Origin of the sequence: Asticcacaulis sp., from assembly GCF_051956075.1 — a bacterium.
Taxonomy (GTDB): domain Bacteria; phylum Pseudomonadota; class Alphaproteobacteria; order Caulobacterales; family Caulobacteraceae; genus Asticcacaulis.
In genome coordinates this window covers 25,022-45,332 of the sequence record NZ_JBQCGA010000057.1, presented here as the reverse complement: position 1 = coordinate 45,332, position 20,311 = coordinate 25,022, and the positions used below count along the sequence as shown (strand labels likewise).

The 20,311-nt window shown below is 62.3% G+C and carries 10 protein-coding genes; 4 read left to right on the top strand and 6 right to left on the bottom strand.

The window, feature by feature from the left end:
- The first annotated feature begins 182 nt into the window (after positions 1-182).
- A complete protein-coding gene (locus ACTHLA_RS15045) occupies positions 183-3,038 on the top strand; it encodes a PAS domain S-box protein (protein ID WP_440191109.1) in 2,856 nt (951 codons plus the stop codon).
- A gap of 14 nt (positions 3,039-3,052) precedes the next feature.
- On the opposite strand, the gene ACTHLA_RS15040 is transcribed toward ACTHLA_RS15045, so the two are convergent.
- The 6 genes from ACTHLA_RS15040 to ACTHLA_RS15015 form a co-directional block, all read right to left on the bottom strand.
- On the bottom strand, positions 3,053-4,912 hold the full coding sequence (locus tag ACTHLA_RS15040) for a family 43 glycosylhydrolase (RefSeq protein ID WP_440191106.1): 1,860 nt from the start codon (positions 4,910-4,912) through the stop codon (positions 3,053-3,055).
- 71 nt (positions 4,913-4,983) lie between these two features.
- Positions 4,984-7,257, bottom strand: coding sequence for a glycoside hydrolase family 3 N-terminal domain-containing protein (locus ACTHLA_RS15035; protein WP_440191103.1), 2,274 nt, complete (start codon positions 7,255-7,257; stop codon positions 4,984-4,986).
- 27 nt (positions 7,258-7,284) lie between these two features.
- Positions 7,285-8,004, bottom strand: coding sequence for a prolyl oligopeptidase family serine peptidase (locus ACTHLA_RS15030; protein WP_440191100.1), 720 nt, complete (start codon positions 8,002-8,004; stop codon positions 7,285-7,287).
- Between the two features lie 8 nt (positions 8,005-8,012).
- The gene (locus tag ACTHLA_RS15025; RefSeq protein WP_440191097.1) at positions 8,013-9,485 is read right to left on the bottom strand and encodes a glucoamylase family protein; all 1,473 of its coding nucleotides are present in this window, start codon (positions 9,483-9,485) and stop codon (positions 8,013-8,015) included.
- A gap of 86 nt (positions 9,486-9,571) precedes the next feature.
- On the bottom strand, positions 9,572-11,110 hold the full coding sequence (locus ACTHLA_RS15020; RefSeq protein ID WP_440191094.1) for a tryptophan halogenase family protein: 1,539 nt from the start codon (positions 11,108-11,110) through the stop codon (positions 9,572-9,574).
- A gap of 129 nt (positions 11,111-11,239) precedes the next feature.
- Positions 11,240-14,317: a TonB-dependent receptor gene (locus tag ACTHLA_RS15015; protein ID WP_440191091.1), complete on the bottom strand. Its 3,078-nt coding sequence runs from the start codon at positions 14,315-14,317 to the stop codon at positions 11,240-11,242.
- A gap of 359 nt (positions 14,318-14,676) precedes the next feature.
- On the opposite strand from ACTHLA_RS15015, the gene ACTHLA_RS15010 reads away from it, so the two are divergent.
- The 3 genes from ACTHLA_RS15010 to ACTHLA_RS15000 all read left to right on the top strand — a co-directional run bounded on the left by ACTHLA_RS15010 (position 14,677) and on the right by ACTHLA_RS15000 (position 20,138).
- Entirely contained in the window at positions 14,677-15,687 is a 1,011-nt protein-coding gene (locus ACTHLA_RS15010) for a LacI family DNA-binding transcriptional regulator (RefSeq protein WP_440191088.1), read from the top strand.
- A gap of 104 nt (positions 15,688-15,791) precedes the next feature.
- On the top strand, positions 15,792-17,405 hold the full coding sequence (locus ACTHLA_RS15005; protein WP_440191085.1) for a tetratricopeptide repeat-containing sulfotransferase family protein: 1,614 nt from the start codon (positions 15,792-15,794) through the stop codon (positions 17,403-17,405).
- 132 nt (positions 17,406-17,537) lie between these two features.
- The gene (locus ACTHLA_RS15000) at positions 17,538-20,138 is read left to right on the top strand and encodes a TonB-dependent receptor (RefSeq protein ID WP_440191083.1); all 2,601 of its coding nucleotides are present in this window, start codon (positions 17,538-17,540) and stop codon (positions 20,136-20,138) included.
- Positions 20,139-20,311: the final 173 nt, after the last annotated feature.

Sequence of the window (20,311 nt, the reverse complement as noted above, 5' to 3'; positions counted from 1 at the left end):
CATCGTCTCCACGATCGGATCAGGTCGGTCGAACGGCCCTTCGCGCTGATCGCCATCGCGGTCACGGCGGCCTTCCTGCGTCAGCGACAGACCCCACTGCTTTCTTACTTTTTTCTGCGTATCTGCTTGATACGGCTCCTGATCGGGGCTTGATCGGAGAACGAGCTTAGCGGGCGAAGACGGTGGATAAGGACCAGAGCGATCGCGAGATAGCGCAAAGCGGCGCCATTGTCGGCTCATCGGACGACGCCATCATCGGCAAATCGCCGGATGGGCGCATTACGTCCTGGAACCGCTCGGCGGAAACCCTGTTCGGCTATACGCGCGTCGAGGCCGTCGGCCAGCCGATCCGGCTGATCGTGCCGGACGACCGCATGGACGAAGACGAGGCGCTTTTGTCCAGATTGCAGGCCGGGGAGCGTATCGAACATTTTGAAACTGTGCGCAAACACAGAACCGGCGGGCGGCTTGACGTCACCCTCAGCGCATCCCCCATCCACGATCAGCGTGGCGAGGTGTCAGGCGTGTCCGAAACCATTCGCAGCCTGAGCCGCGCGCGTCACGCCGAGCGCGCGGGCGCCTTGCTGGCGGCGATTGTCGATTCCTCCGACGACGCTGTCGTCAGCAAGAATCTCAACAGCGTCATCACCTCCTGGAATAAGGGCGCGGAGCGTATTTTCGGCTGGTCCGCCGATGAGGCGGTTGGCCAGTCCATTCTGTTGCTCATCCCGCCCGAACTGCACAGTCAGGAAGATGAGATCATCTCCAAAATAAAGGTGGGCGAACGCATCCAGCATTTCGTCACCGAGCGCGTGCGCAAGGACGGCGCGCGCGTCAATGTGTCGATTACTATCTCGCCGGTGCGCAATCCGCAGGGCGAGATTGTCGGCGCGTCAAAAATCGCCCGCGACGTCACCGAGGAGACAAAAGGCGAAGCGCGCCGCGCAGGCCTGATCCGGCTGACCGACGCGATTCGCGATCTGGAAGACGCCGATGAGATCGCCTATCAGGCGGCGCGCATTCTGGGCGAGACTTTAAAGGTCAGCCGGGCCGGTTACGGGCTGATCGACGTGGCGCGCGAAACCATCACCATCGAGCGCGACTGGAACGCGCCGGGCATCAGGAGCCTGGCCGGCACGTTGCGCTTTCGCGATTACGGCTCCTACATCGAGGATCTGGCGCGCGGCGAAACCGTAGTCTTCGCCGATGCGGAAAAGGATCCACGCACCATGGCCAGCGCCGACGCGCTGAAGGCGATCAGCGCGCAGGCCGTGGTCAATATGCCGGTCACCGAACGCGGCGAGTTCGTCGCCCTGCTCTATCTCAATCATGAAACGGCGCGTCTCTGGCCTGAAGGGGAGCTGGCCTTTATCCGCGAGGTGGCCGAGCGCACGCGCACGGCGACGGAAAGGGCGCGCGTGACGAAAGCCCTGCGCGAACTGAACGAGCAGCTTGAAACCCGCGTCGCCGAGGCTCTGGCCGAACAAAGATTGCTGGCCGATATTCTGGAATCGACCGACGCCTTCGTGCAGGTCGCCGATCCGAACTTCATCTGGCTGGCCGTCAACCGGGCCGGCGCCGATGAATTTGCGCGCATCTACGGCGTGCGGCCTAGGGTAGGCGAGAACATGCTGGCCATGCTGGCGCACCTGCCGGAAGAACAGGCGGCGTTGCGCCAAGTCTGGTCGCGGGCCTTGCGCGGCGAAGCCTTTACCGAGATCGCAGAGTTCGGAACGACGGACGAGGACCGGCGCTATCACGAAATGAAATTCAACCCGCTCTACAACGATCAGGGACAGGTGATCGGCGCTTATCAGTTCGTCTTCGACGTCACGGATCGCGTTCAGGACCAGATCCGCCTGCAACAGGCCGAGGCGCAGTTGCGTCAGGCGCAGAAGATGGAGGCCGTCGGCCAGCTCACTGGCGGCGTGGCGCACGATTTCAACAATATGCTGGCGGTGATTTCCGGGGCGCTGCAACTGCTGGACCGCCGCGTCAGTCAGGACGACGCGCGGGCGAAGACGCTGATCGCCTCCGCGTCCGACGCCGCCAGACGCGCAGGCAGTCTGACGCAACGTCTGTTGGCGTTTTCGCGGCAACAGCCCCTGAAGCCGGAGGTCATTGACCCCAACAAACTGGTGGCGGGCATGACAGAGCTGTTCCGGCATTCGCTTGGCGCCAATATAAACCTGGAGACTGTGCTGGCGGGCGGACTGTGGCGCATCTGCGCCGATCAGAACCAGCTTGAGAACGTGCTGCTCAATCTGGCGGTCAATGCGCGCGACGCCATGCCGGATCACGGCAGGCTAACCATCGAGACGCAGAACGCCGCGCTCGATTCGCGCTATGTCGCCGCCGAGGCCGGGCTGAAGCCTGGACAATATGTGCTGATCGCCGTCACCGACACCGGCTGCGGCATGCCGCCGGAGGTGATCGCCAAGGCGTTCGATCCCTTCTTCACCACCAAGGCGGTCGGCAAGGGCACGGGGCTCGGCCTCAGCCAGGTCTATGGCTTTATCAAGCAGTCGGGCGGCCATATCCGCATCTATTCAGAGCCCGGTCAGGGCACGAGCGTCAAACTCTACCTGCCGCGCCATATCGGCGATGCCAGCGCCGACGCTGACGAGTCCGTTGAGGCGGCGCTGCCCCAGGGCGAGGACCAGGAGCTGATTCTGGTCGTCGATGACGAGGATCTGGTGCGCCAGATGTCGGTCGCCGCCCTGACCGAGCTGGGCTATCGCGTCCTTGAGGCGGGCAGCGCGCTGGCGGCCCTGACCTTACTGGCCGAGCGAGACGATATTGATCTCCTGTTCACCGACATCGTCATGCCCGATATGGATGGTCGCCGACTGGTTGACGCCATGCGCGAAACACGGCCCGACCTGCCGGTCATCTACACCACCGGCTATACGCGCAACGCCGTCGTGCATAATGGCGTGCTCGATCCCGGCGTCGAGCTGATCGGCAAGCCCTTCACCCTGGAGGATCTGGCCCTGCGCGTGCGCGCGGTGCTGGACCGGCGGACGAACAAGGGGTGAGCGGCGAACGCCAGCTATTGCTGGCCGCCCACCGCCAACCTGACGATCCGGCTGAGCGTGGAGACTCCGCTCTCGTTGAACGCCTCGACAGCGATATAGTAGGTCTGGCCGACGTCCAAAGCTCTAAGATTGAGCGCGTGGCCATGTTGGCGGCCGCCAAATTCCGCGTCATCGTCCTGGGCGAACAGTTGCCATGTCAGGTTCAGCCGGTCCGGACGGATGCCCCAACGCACATTGTAGCCGACTGCGCCCTTGACCGGCTTCCACGCGATGCGGGCGTTGCGGGAATCGGCGTCGCGCACAGCGGTCACGTCCGAAGGCGCGGCGGGCGGCGAGCCATTGGCGGAGCCGAAGACGCGCAGGTCGCTGATCGCCAGATGGGCGGCGCCGACATGACCGTGAACATAGCGCACATAACGCGCCTTGACGGGCTTTGGCAGCTCGAAATAGGCGTTTGGGCGGTCGCGACGCTCATCGCCCGTCGATGCCAGCGGCGTCCAGGTTGCGCCGTCCAGCGAAGATTGCAGGTCGAAGGCGGTATAGATGTCGGGCGCGTCACCGTAGCGGCCTGACTTGTAATCGGCAAAATCGACCTGCACGGCGCGCAAGGTGTCAACCCTGCCCAGATCAAGCGTCAGGGTCTGGCCGGGCGTGTTCTGCGCCGCCACCCAGAAGGTGCGGGGGTTTTCATCGGTCACGCGATCGGCGGCGAAGTCGCCAAGGGTCGATGAAGCCACCACCGGTTTACGGTAGGATAATAACATCCAGCCGGTGAACAGGCTGTCGGGGTCGCTGACCTTGTCCGTCGGCATATAGTGCGGGAAATCGCCGAAGCGCGTCGAGACCGCCATCTGGCCGTCATCATAGAATTTGGCCGGGAACAGGGCGATGCGGCGCTCGAAGGTCCAGTTATAGCCAATCCACGGCGTGCCGGTGTTCCAGTAATTGCCGTGCAGATCCTCAAAGGTCGAACCGTGCCCGGCGCCTTCGACGAAGCCGCCAGGCTTATAAGCGACAGGATTATAGGCGGCGTAGGTGAACGGTCCCAGCGGCGATGAACTGACATAGGTTCCGTTGGCGTAGGCGTTATATTCGGTGCCCGGCGCGCCATATTGCAGGTAATAGCGGCCATTGACCTTGTTCATCCACGCGCCTTCGACAAAGGGCTTGATCGGCGTTCCATCGGGAAGGCCGCCGGAATTGTCCTGCCCGAAACGCTCCCAGCCATGATGTTCGGGATCGAGCGCGAACAGGGGTTTGGGCTTGCCGATATAGGCGAGCTTCTTCCTGGGATCGAGTTCGATGCCGTAAATCGGATAGATATTAGACGAATCCCAGTAGAGATAGACCTTGCCGTCGTCATCTTTGAACAGGCCCGGATCCCACGGTCCTGAGGGAATTTCGCCCGATTTCGGCTCCTGACCGTCATAGGCCGCGCCCGGCAAAGACTGGGTGCGGCGCGTGTAGAAGTCGAGCTGGCCGCTGGCGGGATCGCGGCTCGATAATAGGGCTTGTGGTCGCATAGAGGCGGGCATGATGATCAGTTGGTCATCGTCCACCAGGGTCGCCGGGGCGACGATGGAGTCGAACGGCCAGCGACTGGGCGTGACAAAATTCCAGTGGATCAGGTCCGGCGAGCGCCAATAGCCGTCAGCGAGAGTCTCGAACAGATAATACTGGCCCTTGAACACGACCACGGCGGGATCGGCGCCGGTGCGGTAGGAAATCCCATCGGTCATCTGCTCGAAATTGTAGCGATAGTCGATGTCGATGGGATTGGCGTAGGTGGTCTCTTGCTCCGCCTGCGCGGCGACGGGCAGGACTATGGCGCTGATGAACGCGGCGGCGGCCAGCAGGCGGTTCAAGGTTTTCATGGCGCATATCTCCCTGTCGGCCCGGACTGCGCATCCGGGCCGTCGCCTTGCTGTTAAATGCAACCCGCAAGTCAGGCCTTGACGAGGAAGGACGCGCTCTCGCCCGCCATCGCCGAAGGCGCGATCCAGACGTCGAACACGCCAGGATCGGTACGCCACTTCAGGTCGCCGTGGACATAGGCCAGGTCCGCAGCGCTCAGTTCGAAGCTCACCTGCGCGCTTTGACCGGGCGCGAGGTCGAGATGCTTGATCCCGCGCAAGCTGCGCACCGGCTGGGTGATTGAGGCGACGCGCTCGTGGATATAGAGCTGGGCGACCTCGTGGCAGGCGCGCGCGCCGGTATTGGTGACCGTGGCTGTGACGGTGATCTTGCCATTGATCGCCATCTCCGGCGAAGACACCTTCGTGGCCGAATAGCTGAACGTCGAATAGGTCAGACCGTGGCCGAACGGATAGAGCGGCGCGTTGGTGACCTCGCGATAGCGCGCCTTGAACGCCTTGTCGTCGGTGAGCTGCGGACGCCCCGTATTGCGGTGATTATAATAGAAAGGCTCCTGACCCGACTCCTGCGGGAAGCTGACCGCCAGACGGCCCTGCGGCGCGTAATCGCCGAACACGATATCGGCGACGGCGTGGCCGGTCTCGGAGCCGAGGAACCAGGTGGCCAGAATCGCAGGGGCGTCCTTGACGGCGCCATGCAGGGCCAGGGCGCGGCCATGTCGCAACAGCACCACCATCGGCTTGCCAACCGCGGCCACCGCCTCAGCCAACTGCATCTGCGGCGCCGGCACGACAATCTCCACACGCGACTGCGCTTCACCCGACATGCCGGACGATTCGCCGACCACCAGCACGACAATGTCCGAAGCCTTCGCCGCGGCGACCGCCGCGTCGATGCCGCCGTCAAGCGGGGCTTCGTAATCGGAACCGCGCGCTGTGGTCAGTTGGACCGAAGGATCGAGCGCCGCCTTGACGCCTTCGCTTATGGTGACGCAGGCCTCAATGTCCGGGAAGACCGACCACGGGCCGGGATAGTCGGCCTTGTCGTCGATGCACGGTCCTATCAGAGCGATCGACTTGCCTGATTTCGGCAAGGGCAGCAGCCCGCCGTCATTCTTGAGCATGACGATCGACTTGCGCGCCGCCTCGCGCGCCCATGCGACGGTTTCCGGGGTGCGGATGTCACTCTGCTCGCGCGCCAGATCAAGCGAGCGATAGGGATTGTCGAACAGGCCGAGCGCCTTCTTGACGTGCAGCACGCGGCGCACCGCGCGGTCCACGACGGACATCGAAACCTTGCCCGAACGGACGAGGTCGGGAAGATACTTATTATAGAAGCCGCTCTGCATGGAGATGTCGCAACCGGCGCTGATCGCCTTTGCGGTCGCATCGGCGCCGTCGGCGGCGAAGCCATGCAGGATCAGCTCCTCATCGGAGGTGTAGTCAGAGACGACAAGACCCTTAAAGCCCCACTCGCCGCGCAGGATATCGGTCAGCAGATAGTGATTGCCGGTCGACGGCACGCCCGCAATATCGTTGAAACTCGACATGGTCGAGAGCGCGCCAGCGTCGAAGGCGGCCTTGAACGGCGGCAGATGCACCTGACGCAGGGTGGTTTCGGGGATGTCGGCGGTGTTGTACTCCATGCCGCCCTGCACGGCGCCATAGGCGGCAAAGTGCTTGGGGCAGGCCATCATGTTGCGGCCGTCCTTGAGGTCGCTTCCCTGGAAGCCCTCAACGCGCGCTTTTGCGAACTGGCAATCGAGCCATGTGTCCTCGCCATTGCTCTCCGCCACGCGCCCCCAGCGCTGATCGCGCGCGACATCGACCATCGGCGCGAAGGTCCACTGAATACCCTTGGCCGTCGCCTCCAGCGTCGCCGCCTGCGCGGAACGCCGCGCCAGATCCAGATCGAAGCTGCACGCCTCGGCCAGCGGAATCGGCAGCATGGTCTTCAGGCCGTGGATGACGTCGGCGGCGAAGATCAGCGGAATCTTGTGCGGCGATTGCTCGATCGCGGTCTTCTGCATTTCGCGCCCGACCGCAACGCCGATGCCGTTATAGACACCGGTCATCCGACCTTTGGCGATATCCTCGAACACCTTGTCGCGCGTCGAGGTCTGCTCCGGCGTCGGATTGATCGGCGGGCCGTCAAAGCGCACCGAATCGCCGAAGATCGACAACTGGCCCGCCTTCTCCTCAAGGCTCATGCCCTTGATCAGGTTTTCGATGAACGGGTCTTCCGCGGGGACGATCTTCGCCAGAGCGGGCGCCGCCGCCGCCGCTAGGGCCGCTGAAGCGGCGCCCTTGAGCAGGAAGCGGCGGGTGGGATTGAAAGCGGTCATGAGCGTCACCTTGGTTACTTTATGGGGCTACTGTAATTTATGGGAGAGGAACCACGCATAGAGGTCCGGGTTCGCGTAGGTCGCGTCCCAGGCGTTGTGGTTGCCGTTTGGATAGATGGTGTATCTGACATCGACGCCGCAGGCCTTTGCGTCGTTCACGACGGCCTCTTCCTGTGCAATCGGCACGACATCGTCGATCTGGCCGTGAAAAGCCCAGACCGGTACGCCCTTCAGCGCGCAGGGCGTCTTGAGGTTGGAATAGCCGGACACGGGCGCGACAGCGGCGAACAGTTTGGGATAGCTCATGGCGAAGTCCCACGACCCGCCGCCGCCCAGCGACAGGCCGGTCAGGTAGATGCGTTTCTTATCGACCGGGACGCGCTTTTCGACCGCATCGAGCCAGATCTTCAGACGCTTGGGATCCCACTCGATGTCGGCGGGCTGCTGCGGGGCCAGGATAATGAAGGGGAAATCCGGGTGCGCCTTCGCATAGGCCCACGGTCCTGGCCCCACGACGGTCATCGGGTCCGGCCCGGCTTCGCCTGAGCCATGCAGGAAGATGATCACCGGCGCCTTGCCGCCATGCCAGGCGGGCGGAATGTCGGTGATGTAGTTGATCTTCGAGCCGTCCGGCATATCGACGACGCCCGCGACCGGGCCGCGCGGCAGGTTTTGGGCCGGGATAGTGGCGCAGGCGCTCAAAAGAAGCGCGGCGGCGAAGGAAATAAAGGGAAAAAGCCGTTTCATGGATCGCCTCATGCCTTGAGCCATGCGCCTTGCGCGCCGACCGTTTGAAAACCCGCCAGCCGGAAAGCGCGGCGCACGCCGGGGCCGGAAAAGGCGCTGCGGCACATCAGATCCCAGACGAGACCTGAACGATAATTTTCCAGCATGCACAGGATCGGCCCCTGATCTATGCCGAGATAGCCCTTGGCGACCCAGCCCGCGCGCGGCGCGACATGGCCCTCCTCCGGTTTCAGATCGGGCGGGAAGCTGGGGTTGAAGGCGTCGACAAAGCCGAGATCGCCATAGATCTCATCGCCATAGCGGTCGCGCAGGGTATGAACCAAAGCGGTGGAAAGCTCCGGAGTGAACACGATGGAGCTGATCCCGGCGGTCGGCGCGATCGTGCCGTCGTCCGAGGACTCGTTATCGCCGTCCTGAAGGCCGCGCGCGCAGTAGCCGTTGAACTGGATTTTGCGACCATCGACCTTAGCCTGGATATAGCCCGGCCCCTGACAGGCGGTCAGGCCCCAGACCGGACCGTAATCCCTGAACCCGCCGGGGTTTTGCAGAGCATAGGCGTGCTGCGCCTCGGTGGCTTTGCGCGAATTGTCGAAATAGGTGCTGTCGTGCGACCGCATAAAGGCGTCGGCGATACCGCGGAAATCGTACCAGACATGGCTGTACTGATGACCGAACAAGGGCGAGAAACCGAGATAGGTCTGGCCGAAATTCTCGCCCCAGCACGGCGGCAGGGTCTTTATCCAGTTCGCCCAGGCCTCATGCCGGATCGGATGCGTCGATGAGCCAAGCGCCAGCAGATAGACCAGCATGCCCTCATTATAGCGATCCCAGTTGCGCGCGATCAGCCCGCTTTCTGGATGCCAGCCCATGCTGATCAGGCCGCTGTCGCGCTCCATGAAGGTCCAGTCGATGCGGTCATAAAGCGCCTGCGCCAGACGGCGGATGTCCGTCTCGTCGGCGGTCGCGCCGTCGAAAAAGGCCGCGCAGGTTAAGACCCCCGCCATCATCAACGAGGTGTCGACGCTCGACAGCTCGCAGGTTTTGAAGCGCAGAGCCGTCTTCATGTCGAGGAAGTGATAGAAGAAGCCCTTATAGCCGCTGACGCCTGAGACTTGCGGCCCCTGCGGCGCGTCCCAAAGGGTCTGCAAGGTCAGAAGCGAGCGGCTGGCGGCCTCCGCGCGGCTGACATAGCCGCTACGCGCGCCGATGACATTGGCGGTCAGACCAAAACCGACAGAGGCGACCGAGCAGAAATCAGGGTTCGGCCAGTTGTCCGGATGCAGGCCTGTGTCAGGATCCGCGCTTTGCCAGAAATAGTCGAAGGTGCGCCGGTGCAGATCGGCCAGAACCGGATCCAGTTCCAGCGGCGCGGCCTCGGCGCGGCCCCGCCCTGCGCCGATCAGCGCGCAGGCGCCGCCCGCCGCCAGGATATGACGGCGCGAAGGCTGACCTGTCGATGAGGCGAATTCGGAAGGGGACATGAGCGCAGAAACCTTATTTTTATGGATATCGACGACGTGAGGATCGACGAGCGGGCGTCCTCGATCTCCGTATCGGGAGCGCCGGTTCATACCGGCGCATAGGCGGGCGCGGCGGCGCAATGCCGGGCGATGAAGTCTTCGTGCCGGGGCATGAGGCCGACATTGGCGGCGACGACGTTTTCGACGTGATCGACCAGGGCGAAGGCGTCTTCCTCTTTCACCCAGTCCACCGCCGGATGATAGTTGCGCGGCAATATCCCCTGCCCCAGCATGACCTGCACCCAGCTGGTCAGGCCGAACAGCTCGGCGCCCTCGCGGAAAAACTGCCCGTTCGCGGCGAAAACCTCCATATTCGCCTTGAGCGAGGCGGGAACCTCCATCGTGCGGACATGGTTCCAGAAGTCAGAATCGTCGCGGCTTGTGGCGTGATAATGCAGGATGATGAAGTCGCGAATGCGTTCATATTCAAACTGCATCTGGGCGTTATATTTGTCGCGCACAGCCGGTTCGAAATCCAGCGTCGGGAACAGGCTCATCAGGTGCGATATGCCCGACTGAATCAGGAAGAGCGCCGTCGATTCCAGCGGCTCGATAAAACCGCCCGCCAGGCCGAGCGCAATGACGTTCTTGTCCCACAGCTTGCGCCGCACCCCGGTCGTGAAGCGGATCAGGCGCGGATCGGCCAGAGCCGGTCCGTCGAGATGTTTCAGCAAGCTTGCCTGGGCTTCGTTATCGCTGATCGCCTGACTGCTATAGACATAGCCATTGCCCGTGCGATGTTGCAGCGGAATGCGCCATTGCCAGCCTGCGGCGCGCGCCGTCGAGCGCGTATAGGGGGTCGGCGGGCCGACATTCTGGCTGGGCGCGGCCACGGCGCGGTCGCAGGGCAGCCAGTGCGTCCAGTCCTCAAAACCTGCGCGCAGGGTGTCTTCGATCAGGAGGGCGCGAAAGCCCGTACAGTCGATGAACAGCTCAGCCGCGATCTCGGCGCCGCTTTCCAGCCGGACGCTTTCGATAAAGCCGGTGTCCGGGTTCTGCTGAACCGCCACAACCTTGCCCTCAGTGCGTTTGACGCCCTGCTTTTCAGCATGACGACGCAGAAAACGCGCATAGAGCGTCGCGTCAAAATGATAGGCATAGGCGATCTCCGCCAGAGGCGAATGCGGCGGCGCGTCGCTGGGCGGGACCATGAACTTGCCCAAGGGCGCAGCCACGGTGTTGAGGGAATACCGGCTGATGTCCCCGGCCCGGCCCGCCGCGCGCGCCTTGAGCCAGTATTGATGGAACGGCATGAGGCCCAGATCGCGACCGATCGTGCCGAAGCCGTGAATATAGGAATCGCCGAGCTTGCCCCAATCGTTGAACTGGATGCCCAGCTTGAACGTGCCCTGCGTCTGGCGCACGAACTCGGCCTCGTCGATGCCGAGCAGACGGTTGAAAACCGAAATATGCGGAACGGTCGCCTCGCCGACGCCGACGATGCCGATCTCCTCGGACTCGACCAACTGCACCTGAACGTCGCGGCCGAAGGATTTGGAGATGGCGGCGGCGCACATCCAGCCGGCGGCGCCGCCGCCGATCACGGCCACTGAACGGATTGGACGCCTTGCTGGTTGCTGAATCATGTCATCCCAACTCGGTAATAAGAGAGGAGTCGAGCGCGGCTCGACTCGGACGACGGGCATGTTGCGCCAAAAAACCGGCGTTCGCCAACCGCAAGGGAGAGGACGGTTGGCGAACGCCGCAGACGACGGCTAGAACTTTACGCCCGTCGAGAGCTTGACCGTAAACGGCAGACCGACAATCGGACCGGTCTTGTTATAGGTCGGCTTGGCGTACTGGTTCGGGAACTGGATCGCCGCCGGGTCGGGATTGTTCCAGTTGAACAGGTTGATGACATCGACGCGCACATAGCCGTCAAAGCCGCTCGGCAAGGCGAAGTTCTTGCTGACTTGCAGGTCGATGTCCTTGTAGCCGAGCATGCCTGTCGGCTTCTCGCTCAGGATCGCGCCGACGCCGCCGCCATAGGCGTTGCAGACCGACACGCCGGGCTGGCAGCCGAAGATGGCGAAGGCTGAGGTCGGGGTGGCCAGGGTCAGCTTGCTGGCGAACTGCATGTTCCAGAACAGGTCGCGCGAATAGGTCACGACCAGACGGTGTTGCGGCACGGCTGACGAGGTCAGCTCAGGATAGTCGGAGGGGTCCGGATAGTCGAACAGGTACTGGTTGTTGCCGATCGAATACGGGTTGGTCCCGCCCGCGACATTGTTCTGCTTGGCGTCCGAGAAGGTGTAGGACGCCGTCATGCTCCAGCCGGATTCCTTGGTGTAGGGCTTTTGCGCCGCCAGGGTGAGCTGGAGGTTCTTGTCCCGACCCGCATTGTCCCACAGGATCAGAGAGCCGACGCCCGGCACGCCCTGAGCGCCCCACTGGCTGCCGTTCTGATAATAGGAGCCGTCCGCATAGCGCGCGCCCCAATGCCCGACGATGGCGTCGAAGCTTTCGATATAGGACAGGGTGGCCTGCGTGTTCCACTCGCCGAGGCGGTTGCGGATGCCGAGGCTGAACTGATCGGAATAGGGCGTCTTGATATTGTTGTTGAGCAGATCGACTTCGTGCGAGCTTGGGTTGGTCTGCAAGGAGGCCAAACCGTCCGGGGTCAGGTATTTCGGATCCCAGGCGTAGCAGTGATTGGCCGGATTGACGTCGGCGGCGGTGGCGCAGGCTCCGAACGAGTCCTGTGTCTGGGCCGACGGGAAATAGACCTGCGGATTGCCGTTCAGGGCGATCTTGGTCGTTTCCAGAGCCAGGGTGCTGTACTGGTTGCGGTTATAGGAGCGCGCATAGCCGCCGAAGATCACGTAGGCGCCGTCGCCATGCAGGTCATAGGAGAAGCCGAGACGCGGCGCGAAATTGTTCGGCGCCTTCCGGTTGGAGCCTGTGCTGATATAGTCGTTGATATGGATGGCGGGCGCGCCCGGCGCATCGGTCGCCAGCACGGAGGCGTAGGTCTTGGTCGTGCCGGGGAACAGACCGTTGATCGCCGCCACGACGTTCGCCGGGGTGACATAGTCCAGATAGGCCGGGACGTCTTCGTGATCCCAGCGCAGGCCCAGATTGACCTCCAGGTGTTCATCGACCGTCCAGTCGTCCTGCACATAGGCGCTGAACTGCTTGTCGCGCGTCGTAACGCGGGCGGTGTCATAGCCCGCCGTCAGATTGGGATACTGGATCAGCATCGGTGTCGCCGCGACGCCGTTGGGCGTCACCGCATAGGTGTAGGTCGCATTGGCGAGATCCGAACTGGCGTTCTGCGAGGTCAGCTCGATATCGCCATAGCTGACGCCGAGCTTGAGCGTATGGTCGCCCCAGGCGTGCAGGTTGGAGAAGGTGAAATTGTCCTGAAGCGTAAAGCCCTTCTGCGCGTTGATCGCGCCGACGCCGGAGCCGGGGCCGCCGACATTGATCAGCGAGGTGGCGCCGATATTGGTGGCCGGGTTCGGGAAGTAGAGATACTGGAACTGTGGCGCCGCTGAGGTCGTGGTCGTTGAGGACTGGGTGTCCTGATAGGACAGGCGCAGCACGTTGACCCAGTTATCGGCGCTGTGCTGCCAGCGGATGTCCGAACGCTTCACATCATTGGTGTAGGGCGCTTCGGTGGACTTGGCGTTCTGGCCGCTGCCCCCCGAGACCAGATGTTCAAGACGGTAGTTGACGCTGGCCTCAATGCGATCCTGGTCGGTCGGCTCAAAGTCAAGCTTGCCGAAATAGAGGTTTTCCGTAAACGGGTTGGTGACCGGACCGAACTGGCTGGCGACCTCGGCGGGCAGCAGGGCGGAGGCCTGGGCCTGAGTCAGGGTGTTTGGATAGACGTCGCCCTGGTTCGACAAATCCTTATGTTCCCACGTCACGAAGAAGTGCATACGGTCCTTTATGATCGGACCGCTCAGGGCGACGCCGTATTCCTTGTTCGGCTCCTTGCCCTTTTCGATGCCCGCCGCCTTTTCCGCCGGGGTTTTGGCGCGCAGGTTCTGGTCGGTGTAGTCACCGAAAATTTCGCCATGGAACTTGTTGGTGCCCGACTTGGTCTGGGCGATGATCACCGCGCTCGACGCATCGCCGTATTCGGCGCTGTAATTGGAGGTGACGACCTTGTATTCGCCGATCGCCAGCTGCGGGAACGGGTTGCCCGGATCGCCGCTGCCATTGACGCCCGCGCTACCCGCAAAACCGGAGCCGCCCTGCACGAAATCCTTCTGGTCAACGCCATCAATATAGACGTTCACGCCCGAAGCGAGCTGGGCGCCGCCGCGCAGCGAGGTGTTGTGGTTGGAATCAACGCTGAACTGCACGCCGGGCACCGTATCGGCGAACTCCATAAAGTTGCGCGTGGCCTGCGGCAGGGCCTCGATATCGTGCAGGGTGACGATCTGGTTGACCTGCGACGAGCGCACCTCGACGGTCGGGCGGCGGCCCCTCACCGTCACCACCGTACTGTTGACGCCCGCGCTGCCCGCGCCGAAGTCATAGACCGCGACCGAGGCGACCGAAACCGAAACGTCCGCCGACTGATCGGCCGCCGTGACGTGATAATTGCCGGAGGGAAGGCCTGCGATCACATAGGCGCCGGTCGAATCCGCCGTCGTCTTGCGCACCGCGCCCGTATCGACATTGGTCGCGACGACCTCGGCGCCCGCCGGCGCGGCGCCGCGCCGGGTCGAGGTCGAGGTCTGCGCCCAGACCGTTGTTGGCGCGGTCATGGCCAGGCCCGCCGCCACGGCGAGCGCCGATGCGCCCAGGGCCAAACTTATACGTCGTGATTTAAAAAGCATGTCTTCCTCCAGATCGTTTTGTGCTTGTTTTCGCGCCAGTCAGTGAGCGGCGTCTTTGCGCTCCTTTCGCGGAAAATAGCCTTGGCGACTGACAAAGCAATGGGATTTTGCATATATTGCGCTGCAAATTTGCGTAGCGTTGCAAATTTGAGACAAATTTTCGTGGGCGCGCATCCAGGCGACATCTCAGGCTATTGGCCCGGAAATGTATTTTATCGTTTTGTTTTTTAAGTCATTTTTACTAAATTGTTATCGCTCACACAAATAAAGGCGCGCTCGAAAGTGTCTTGACTGTTGTGCAAATTTTGCATAAACCATCGGTAACTTGCTGGCGAATTTTGCACAGAGTAAAAACGCTTATGACGAAGAAACCCGCCGCGCGCCCCGTGACGCTGCAACAGATAGCCGACCTGACCGGCGTGTCCGTCTCAACCGCGTCGCGCGCGCTTGCGGGCCATCCGGCGATCAGCGACGAGACGCGCGAACTGGTGATGCAGGCCGCCAGGGACAATAATTACGATCTGAAAAAGCGTCAGAACCCTGATCAGAACAGCATTACGGTCGTCATGGCCGTGCCCGCCATCGCCTCGCATATGGCCGAACCGTTCCAGCTTCGGCTGCTGGGCGGCATAGGCAGCGCGATGCGCGAGCGCCATATCGACTTTTCCATTTCCCATCGCGTACCGCGTGACGACAATCAGCTTGGCGAGCTTATGAACGCCTATCCGACGGGCGGGTTCATATTTCTCGGCCAGAGCCAGTATCACAATGCGCTCAACCGCTTCTCGAAGCAGGGCCGCGCTATCGCCGTCTGGGGCGCGGAGCTGGAAGACCAGGCCTACTGTTCGGTCGGCACCGACAATGAATTCGGCGGCCAGCGCGCCACCAACCATCTGCTGCGTCTGGGCCGCCGCCGCATCGCCTTTCTTGGCATGTGTCCGCTGCTGGAGATCGAGCAGCGCCTGGAAGGTTACAAGACGGCGCTGGCGAGCCACAATGTTCCGTTCGACCCGGCGCTGATCCATCGTTCGAAACTCGTTTACGAATCCGGTTTCGAGGCGGTCAGCGACCTGATGGATCGCGGGGTGGATTTCGACGGCATTGTCGCGACCTCCGACATGCTGGCCATCGGCGCCATGCGCGCCCTGGGCGACCGGGGCGTGCGCGTGCCGCAGGACGTGTCGATCGTCGGCTATGACGATATCGACGTCGCCTCCTATTCCAGTCCGGCCCTGACCACCATCCGCCAGGACGTCAACAAGGCGGGCCACCAGCTCGTCACCAAGGTGCTGCGTCAGCTCTCCGGCCATAATTCGCCGTCCGAACGCCTGCAAACCGAACTGATCGTGCGCGGCTCCTGCGGCGGATAGGCGCACAGGCCCGAATCGGGCTTTCAACGATTGACGGCGTATCGAAGGCACAGGCGGTCATCGGGCTATTTACAAGCTTGTCAAAGCCGACGCACATTGAGCGCATGAATGACGTCCGAACCGCCGCCGTCGCTATCGCCGCGGCCCTTAACGATCCTGTTCTGATGACGGCGGCGCTGGCGCTGCACGATAATCGTCTGGCGGACGCAGAGCCGCTCCTGAAAGGGCGTTTGAAGTCCGATCCGTTCGACGTTGCGGCGATGCGCATGCTGGCTGAACTGGCGGCGCGCCTCGGGCGGCTGGCTGATTCTGAAAACCTGCTGCGGCGCGCGCTTGAACTTGCGCCCGATTTCGGCGCGGCGCGCGCCAATCTGGCCACTGTTCTTTATCGCCAGAACCGCTCGGTGGAGGCGCTGCAAGAGCTTGATCGCCTGGCCGGCGGCGAAGATGAGGAGCCAGGGCAGGCGAATCTGCGCGCCGCCGCCCTGTCGAAGATCGGCGGATTTGAAGAGGCGGTCGGACTTTACCGTCAGGTTCTGGCGCGCAATCCGCGCCAGGCGAAGGTATGGATGAGCCTTGGCCATATGCTGAAGACATTGGGGCGAACCGACGAAGGAATCCACGCCTATCGTGAGGCCATCGCTGTCCAGCCGGAGCTTGGCGAGGCATGGTGGAGCCTTGCAAATCTGAAAACAGTGCGGTTCTCGGACGCGGACATCGCCGCGATGCAGGCGACGCTCGCGCGCGAAAGACTTAGCGACGAGGACCGCTTTCATCTGGATTTTGCGTTTGCCAAGGCTCTGGAGGACCGTAAGGAGTTCGCCGCCGCCTTTCGTCATTACGATCTGGCGAACAGGTTGCGCGCGGAATCCCTGGACTACAGGCCAGAAGATACGACGGCCTTTGTCGACCAGATGATCGCCCTGAGCACACCTGAATTCTTTTCCGCGCGGGCCGGGGCCGGATGTGCGGCGGACGATCCGATCTTCATTATTGGCATGCCGCGCGCAGGCTCGACCCTGATCGAGCAGATTCTGGCCAGCCATTCCGAGGTTGAAGGCACGTCGGAATTGCCCGACATCCCAGCCCTGGCGCGGCGCGACGGCGCCTATCCGGCCAGCCTGCTGCGCCTGTCGCCGGACGTCCTGACCACGCTCGGCGAGACCTATATGGAGCGCACGCGCGTCCAAAGACGCCTGGGCAAGCGGCGTTTTATCGACAAGCTGCCGAACAACTGGGCGCATGTCGCCTTCATTCGTCTGATCCTGCCGAACGCCACGATCATCGATGCGCGACGTCATCCGATGGCGTGCGGCTTTTCCAACTTCAAGCAGCATTTCGCCCGTGGTCAGGCCTTCAGCTACAGTTTGAGCCATATGGGCCGCTACTATGCCGACTATGTCCGGCTCATGGCGCATCTTGACATCGTACTGCCCGGACATGTGCATCGCGTCATCCATGAGCGCATGCTGAACGATACCGAGGGCGAGGTGCGCGCCCTGCTCGCGGCCTGCAATCTTGACTTTGAACCGGCCTGCCTGCGCTTTTATGAAACGGAACGCGCCGTGCGCACAGCGTCGTCGGAGCAGGTGCGGCGTCCGATCAATCGCGACGGCGCCGAAGCCTGGCGAGCGTTTGCGCCATGGCTGGGCCCGCTTGAGACCGCTCTGGGGCCCGTCCTTGCGGCCTACCCTGAAGCGCCGCAAAGCTTCCGCTAGGGAAGTCTTGTTGCGCACGTGATATTTGTGACACATATGTGATCGCAATTTTGCAGCGCAAAAATCCTCTGTTGACGAATTTATGAACCTGTCCCCACCCTGCGGCATCAGCACGCCTTTAGGGGGCTTTTCATGATGATGCGCCGTTCACTGACCGCAACCTTAATGACCAGCTCAATGCTGGCCGCCCTGCCGATGATCGCGCCCGCCCTGGCCCACGGACAGACAAGGCAGCCCGTATCCACCGGCCAGGACGACAACGGCATCGAGGTCATCGTCACCGCCACTAAGCGCGCCACCAAATTGCAGGACACCCCAATCAGCATCGAGGTGCTGTCCACCAAGAAGCTGGATGACCTCAACGTCGCCAGCTTCAATGATTATGTCGCTCTCCTGCCCAGCGTCTCCTTCCAGAACACGCCCTACCAGGGCAGCAATGTCTATTTCCGCGGCGTGGCATCAGGCGGGGACGGCAACCATTCCGGGCCGCAACCCAGCGTCGGCATCTATCTCGACGAAGAGCCTGTGACCACGATCGGCGGGCCGCTCGACGTGCATATTTACGACATGGCGCGCATCGAATCGCTGGCCGGGCCTCAAGGCACTCTGTACGGCGCCTCCTCCGAAGCCGGTACGATCCGTCTGATCACCAACAAACCGGATACGGGCGGCTATTACGGCCGCATCGACCTTGACGGCAATACGGTCGATCACGGCGGCATGGGCGGCAAGCTAGAAGGCATGATCAATATCCCGTTCAGCGACAAGGTCGCCCTGCGCGTCGTCGGCTGGGAGCAGCACAATGCGGGCTTTATCGACAATATCGCCGGAACCCGCAGCTTCCTGCCCGCGGGCAGCGGAATCACGGTCGATAACGCGCCCTATGTGAAGAACAATTACAACACCTCCGAAATCGAGGGCGGACGCGCCGCGCTCAAGGTCGATCTGGACGACAACTGGACGGTGATGGGATCGGTCATTGGTCAGGCGACCCATTCGAAGGGCAGCGCCGGTTACGATCCCAATGTCGGCGATTTGAAGGTGCAGCACTTCCTGCCTGAATACAATCACGACCGCTTCATCCAGGCGGCTCTGACCGTGCAGGGCAAGATCGGCAATTTCGACCTGACCTATGCGGGCGCGGCCATGAAGCGCACGATCGACAGCGCGGCGGACTATACCGATTACGCCGAAGCCTATGACCGCATGTACGAAAGCGTCGGCGGCAATGCCGGTTATTTCTATTTCTGGAACGCGGCGGGCGACACCATTGCGCCCTTGCAGGAAATCATCGGACACGACGTCTTCACCAAGACCAGCCATGAATTGCGGCTGGCGTCGCCGTCCACGGATCGTCTGCGCTTTGTCGCGGGCGTCTTCTATCAACGCCAGACCCATGACATTTTGCAGAATTACGAAGTCGCAGGCCTTGATCCGAACCTGTCGGTCGAAGGCTGGCCGGGCACGCTATGGCTGACCAAGCAGATGCGCATCGACCGCGACAAGGCGGTGTTCGGCGAGGTCAGCTTTGATTTCACCCCGACTGTGACACTGACGGCGGGCCTGCGCGCCTTTGAGTACGACAATACGCTGATCGGCTTCTTCGGTTTTGGCTCGAACGACATGTTCCGCGCGGGCCACAACTTTCCGCCCAATGCCACCTATGGCTCGTCGGGCGAGCGTCGCTGCCTGACCACGGACACCTATGGCGTGGTCAATCCCAAGGATCCGACCGGAACCTTGCTGCCTGGCCTGCCCGGAACCCCCTGCACGGACCTCGGCGTACAAAACGCCGACGGCTCGATCAGTCCCAAGGAGGCCAAGGACAACGGCTTCACGCACAAGCTGAACCTGAGTTGGAAGGCGACGCCGGACGCCATGCTGTACGCGACCTGGTCCAAGGGCTTCCGCCCCGGCGGCATCAACCGCCGTTCGACCATCGCGCCCTATGCGCCGGATTATCTGACCAATTACGAGCTGGGCTACAAGCTGACCCTCCTCAATAAGACCTTGCGCATCAACGGCGCGGTCTATGATCAGAAGTGGGACGCGTTCCAGTTCGCCTTCCTGGGCGCCAATTCGTTCACCGAGGTGCATAACGGCCCCAGCGCCGACATCAAGGGGCTGGAAAGCGACCTGACCTGGGCGCCGGATCATCATCTGACCATCGCCGCTTCGGGGTCTTACACCGACGCCAGCCTGACCAAGAATCTCTGCACCTTCGATGGCGATTCCGATCCGAACTGCGCCGGGATCGTCAACACCTATGAGACCCAGTATCCGGGCGGCGTCGCCACCTTGATCACCACGCCCAACCAGGACTTCATCGCCGCGCCCAAGGGCGCGCGCCTGCCGGTCACGCCCAAGGTCAAGCTCAGCGCCAGCGCCCGTTACAGTTGGGAAATGGGCGACATCAAGCCTTACTGGCAGGTGCTGGCCAATTACCAGTCCAAGGCGACGTCTGATCTGCGCACGCACATTCTGGAAACTTTCACCGGCGCCGATCTCAATCCGGCGGCCTTAAGCGGCGGCATGAAGGCCTACACGACGATCAACTTCGCCTTCGGCGCGGAATGGAACGACAAGTGGACGGCCGAAGTCTATATCGACAACCTGACCGACGAACGCGCGCAATTGTCGCGTTATCAGGAATGCGGCATGTGCTTCCAGCGCTCCTATATCGTCACCAATACGCCGCGCACCTTTGGCGTCCGGCTTGGGGGCAAGTTCTAAGCCGGACTATAGACAGGTTCGTCTCTTTACACCGGGTATCCGCAACCTGCGTTTGCTTCGTCGATGGATTGGCGAAAGGCCAACCTCCTGCGCTTGGTCGCAAGCAGAGCGCGGCGCGAGAATTGTTACGCAGATGTGACCGCGCGCCGCATCGACTCCCACATTCGTATTCG

What these genes read in the sequence shown, in the direction of transcription:
- ACTHLA_RS15040 (WP_440191106.1), bottom strand. Translation starts at nt 4,912, where the DNA reads ATGAAAACCTTGAACCGCCTGCTGGCCGCCGCCGCGTTCATCAGCGCC.
- ACTHLA_RS15035 (WP_440191103.1), bottom strand. Translation starts at nt 7,257, where the DNA reads ATGACCGCTTTCAATCCCACCCGCCGCTTCCTGCTCAAGGGCGCCGCT.
- ACTHLA_RS15030 (WP_440191100.1), bottom strand. Translation starts at nt 8,004, where the DNA reads ATGAAACGGCTTTTTCCCTTTATTTCCTTCGCCGCCGCGCTTCTTTTG.
- ACTHLA_RS15025 (WP_440191097.1), bottom strand. Translation starts at nt 9,485, where the DNA reads ATGTCCCCTTCCGAATTCGCCTCATCGACAGGTCAGCCTTCGCGCCGT.
- ACTHLA_RS15020 (WP_440191094.1), bottom strand. Translation starts at nt 11,110, where the DNA reads ATGATTCAGCAACCAGCAAGGCGTCCAATCCGTTCAGTGGCCGTGATC.
- ACTHLA_RS15015 (WP_440191091.1), bottom strand. Translation starts at nt 14,317, where the DNA reads ATGCTTTTTAAATCACGACGTATAAGTTTGGCCCTGGGCGCATCGGCG.
- ACTHLA_RS15010 (WP_440191088.1), top strand. Translation starts at nt 14,677, where the DNA reads ATGACGAAGAAACCCGCCGCGCGCCCCGTGACGCTGCAACAGATAGCC.
- ACTHLA_RS15005 (WP_440191085.1), top strand. Translation starts at nt 15,792, where the DNA reads ATGAATGACGTCCGAACCGCCGCCGTCGCTATCGCCGCGGCCCTTAAC.
- ACTHLA_RS15000 (WP_440191083.1), top strand. Translation starts at nt 17,538, where the DNA reads ATGATGATGCGCCGTTCACTGACCGCAACCTTAATGACCAGCTCAATG.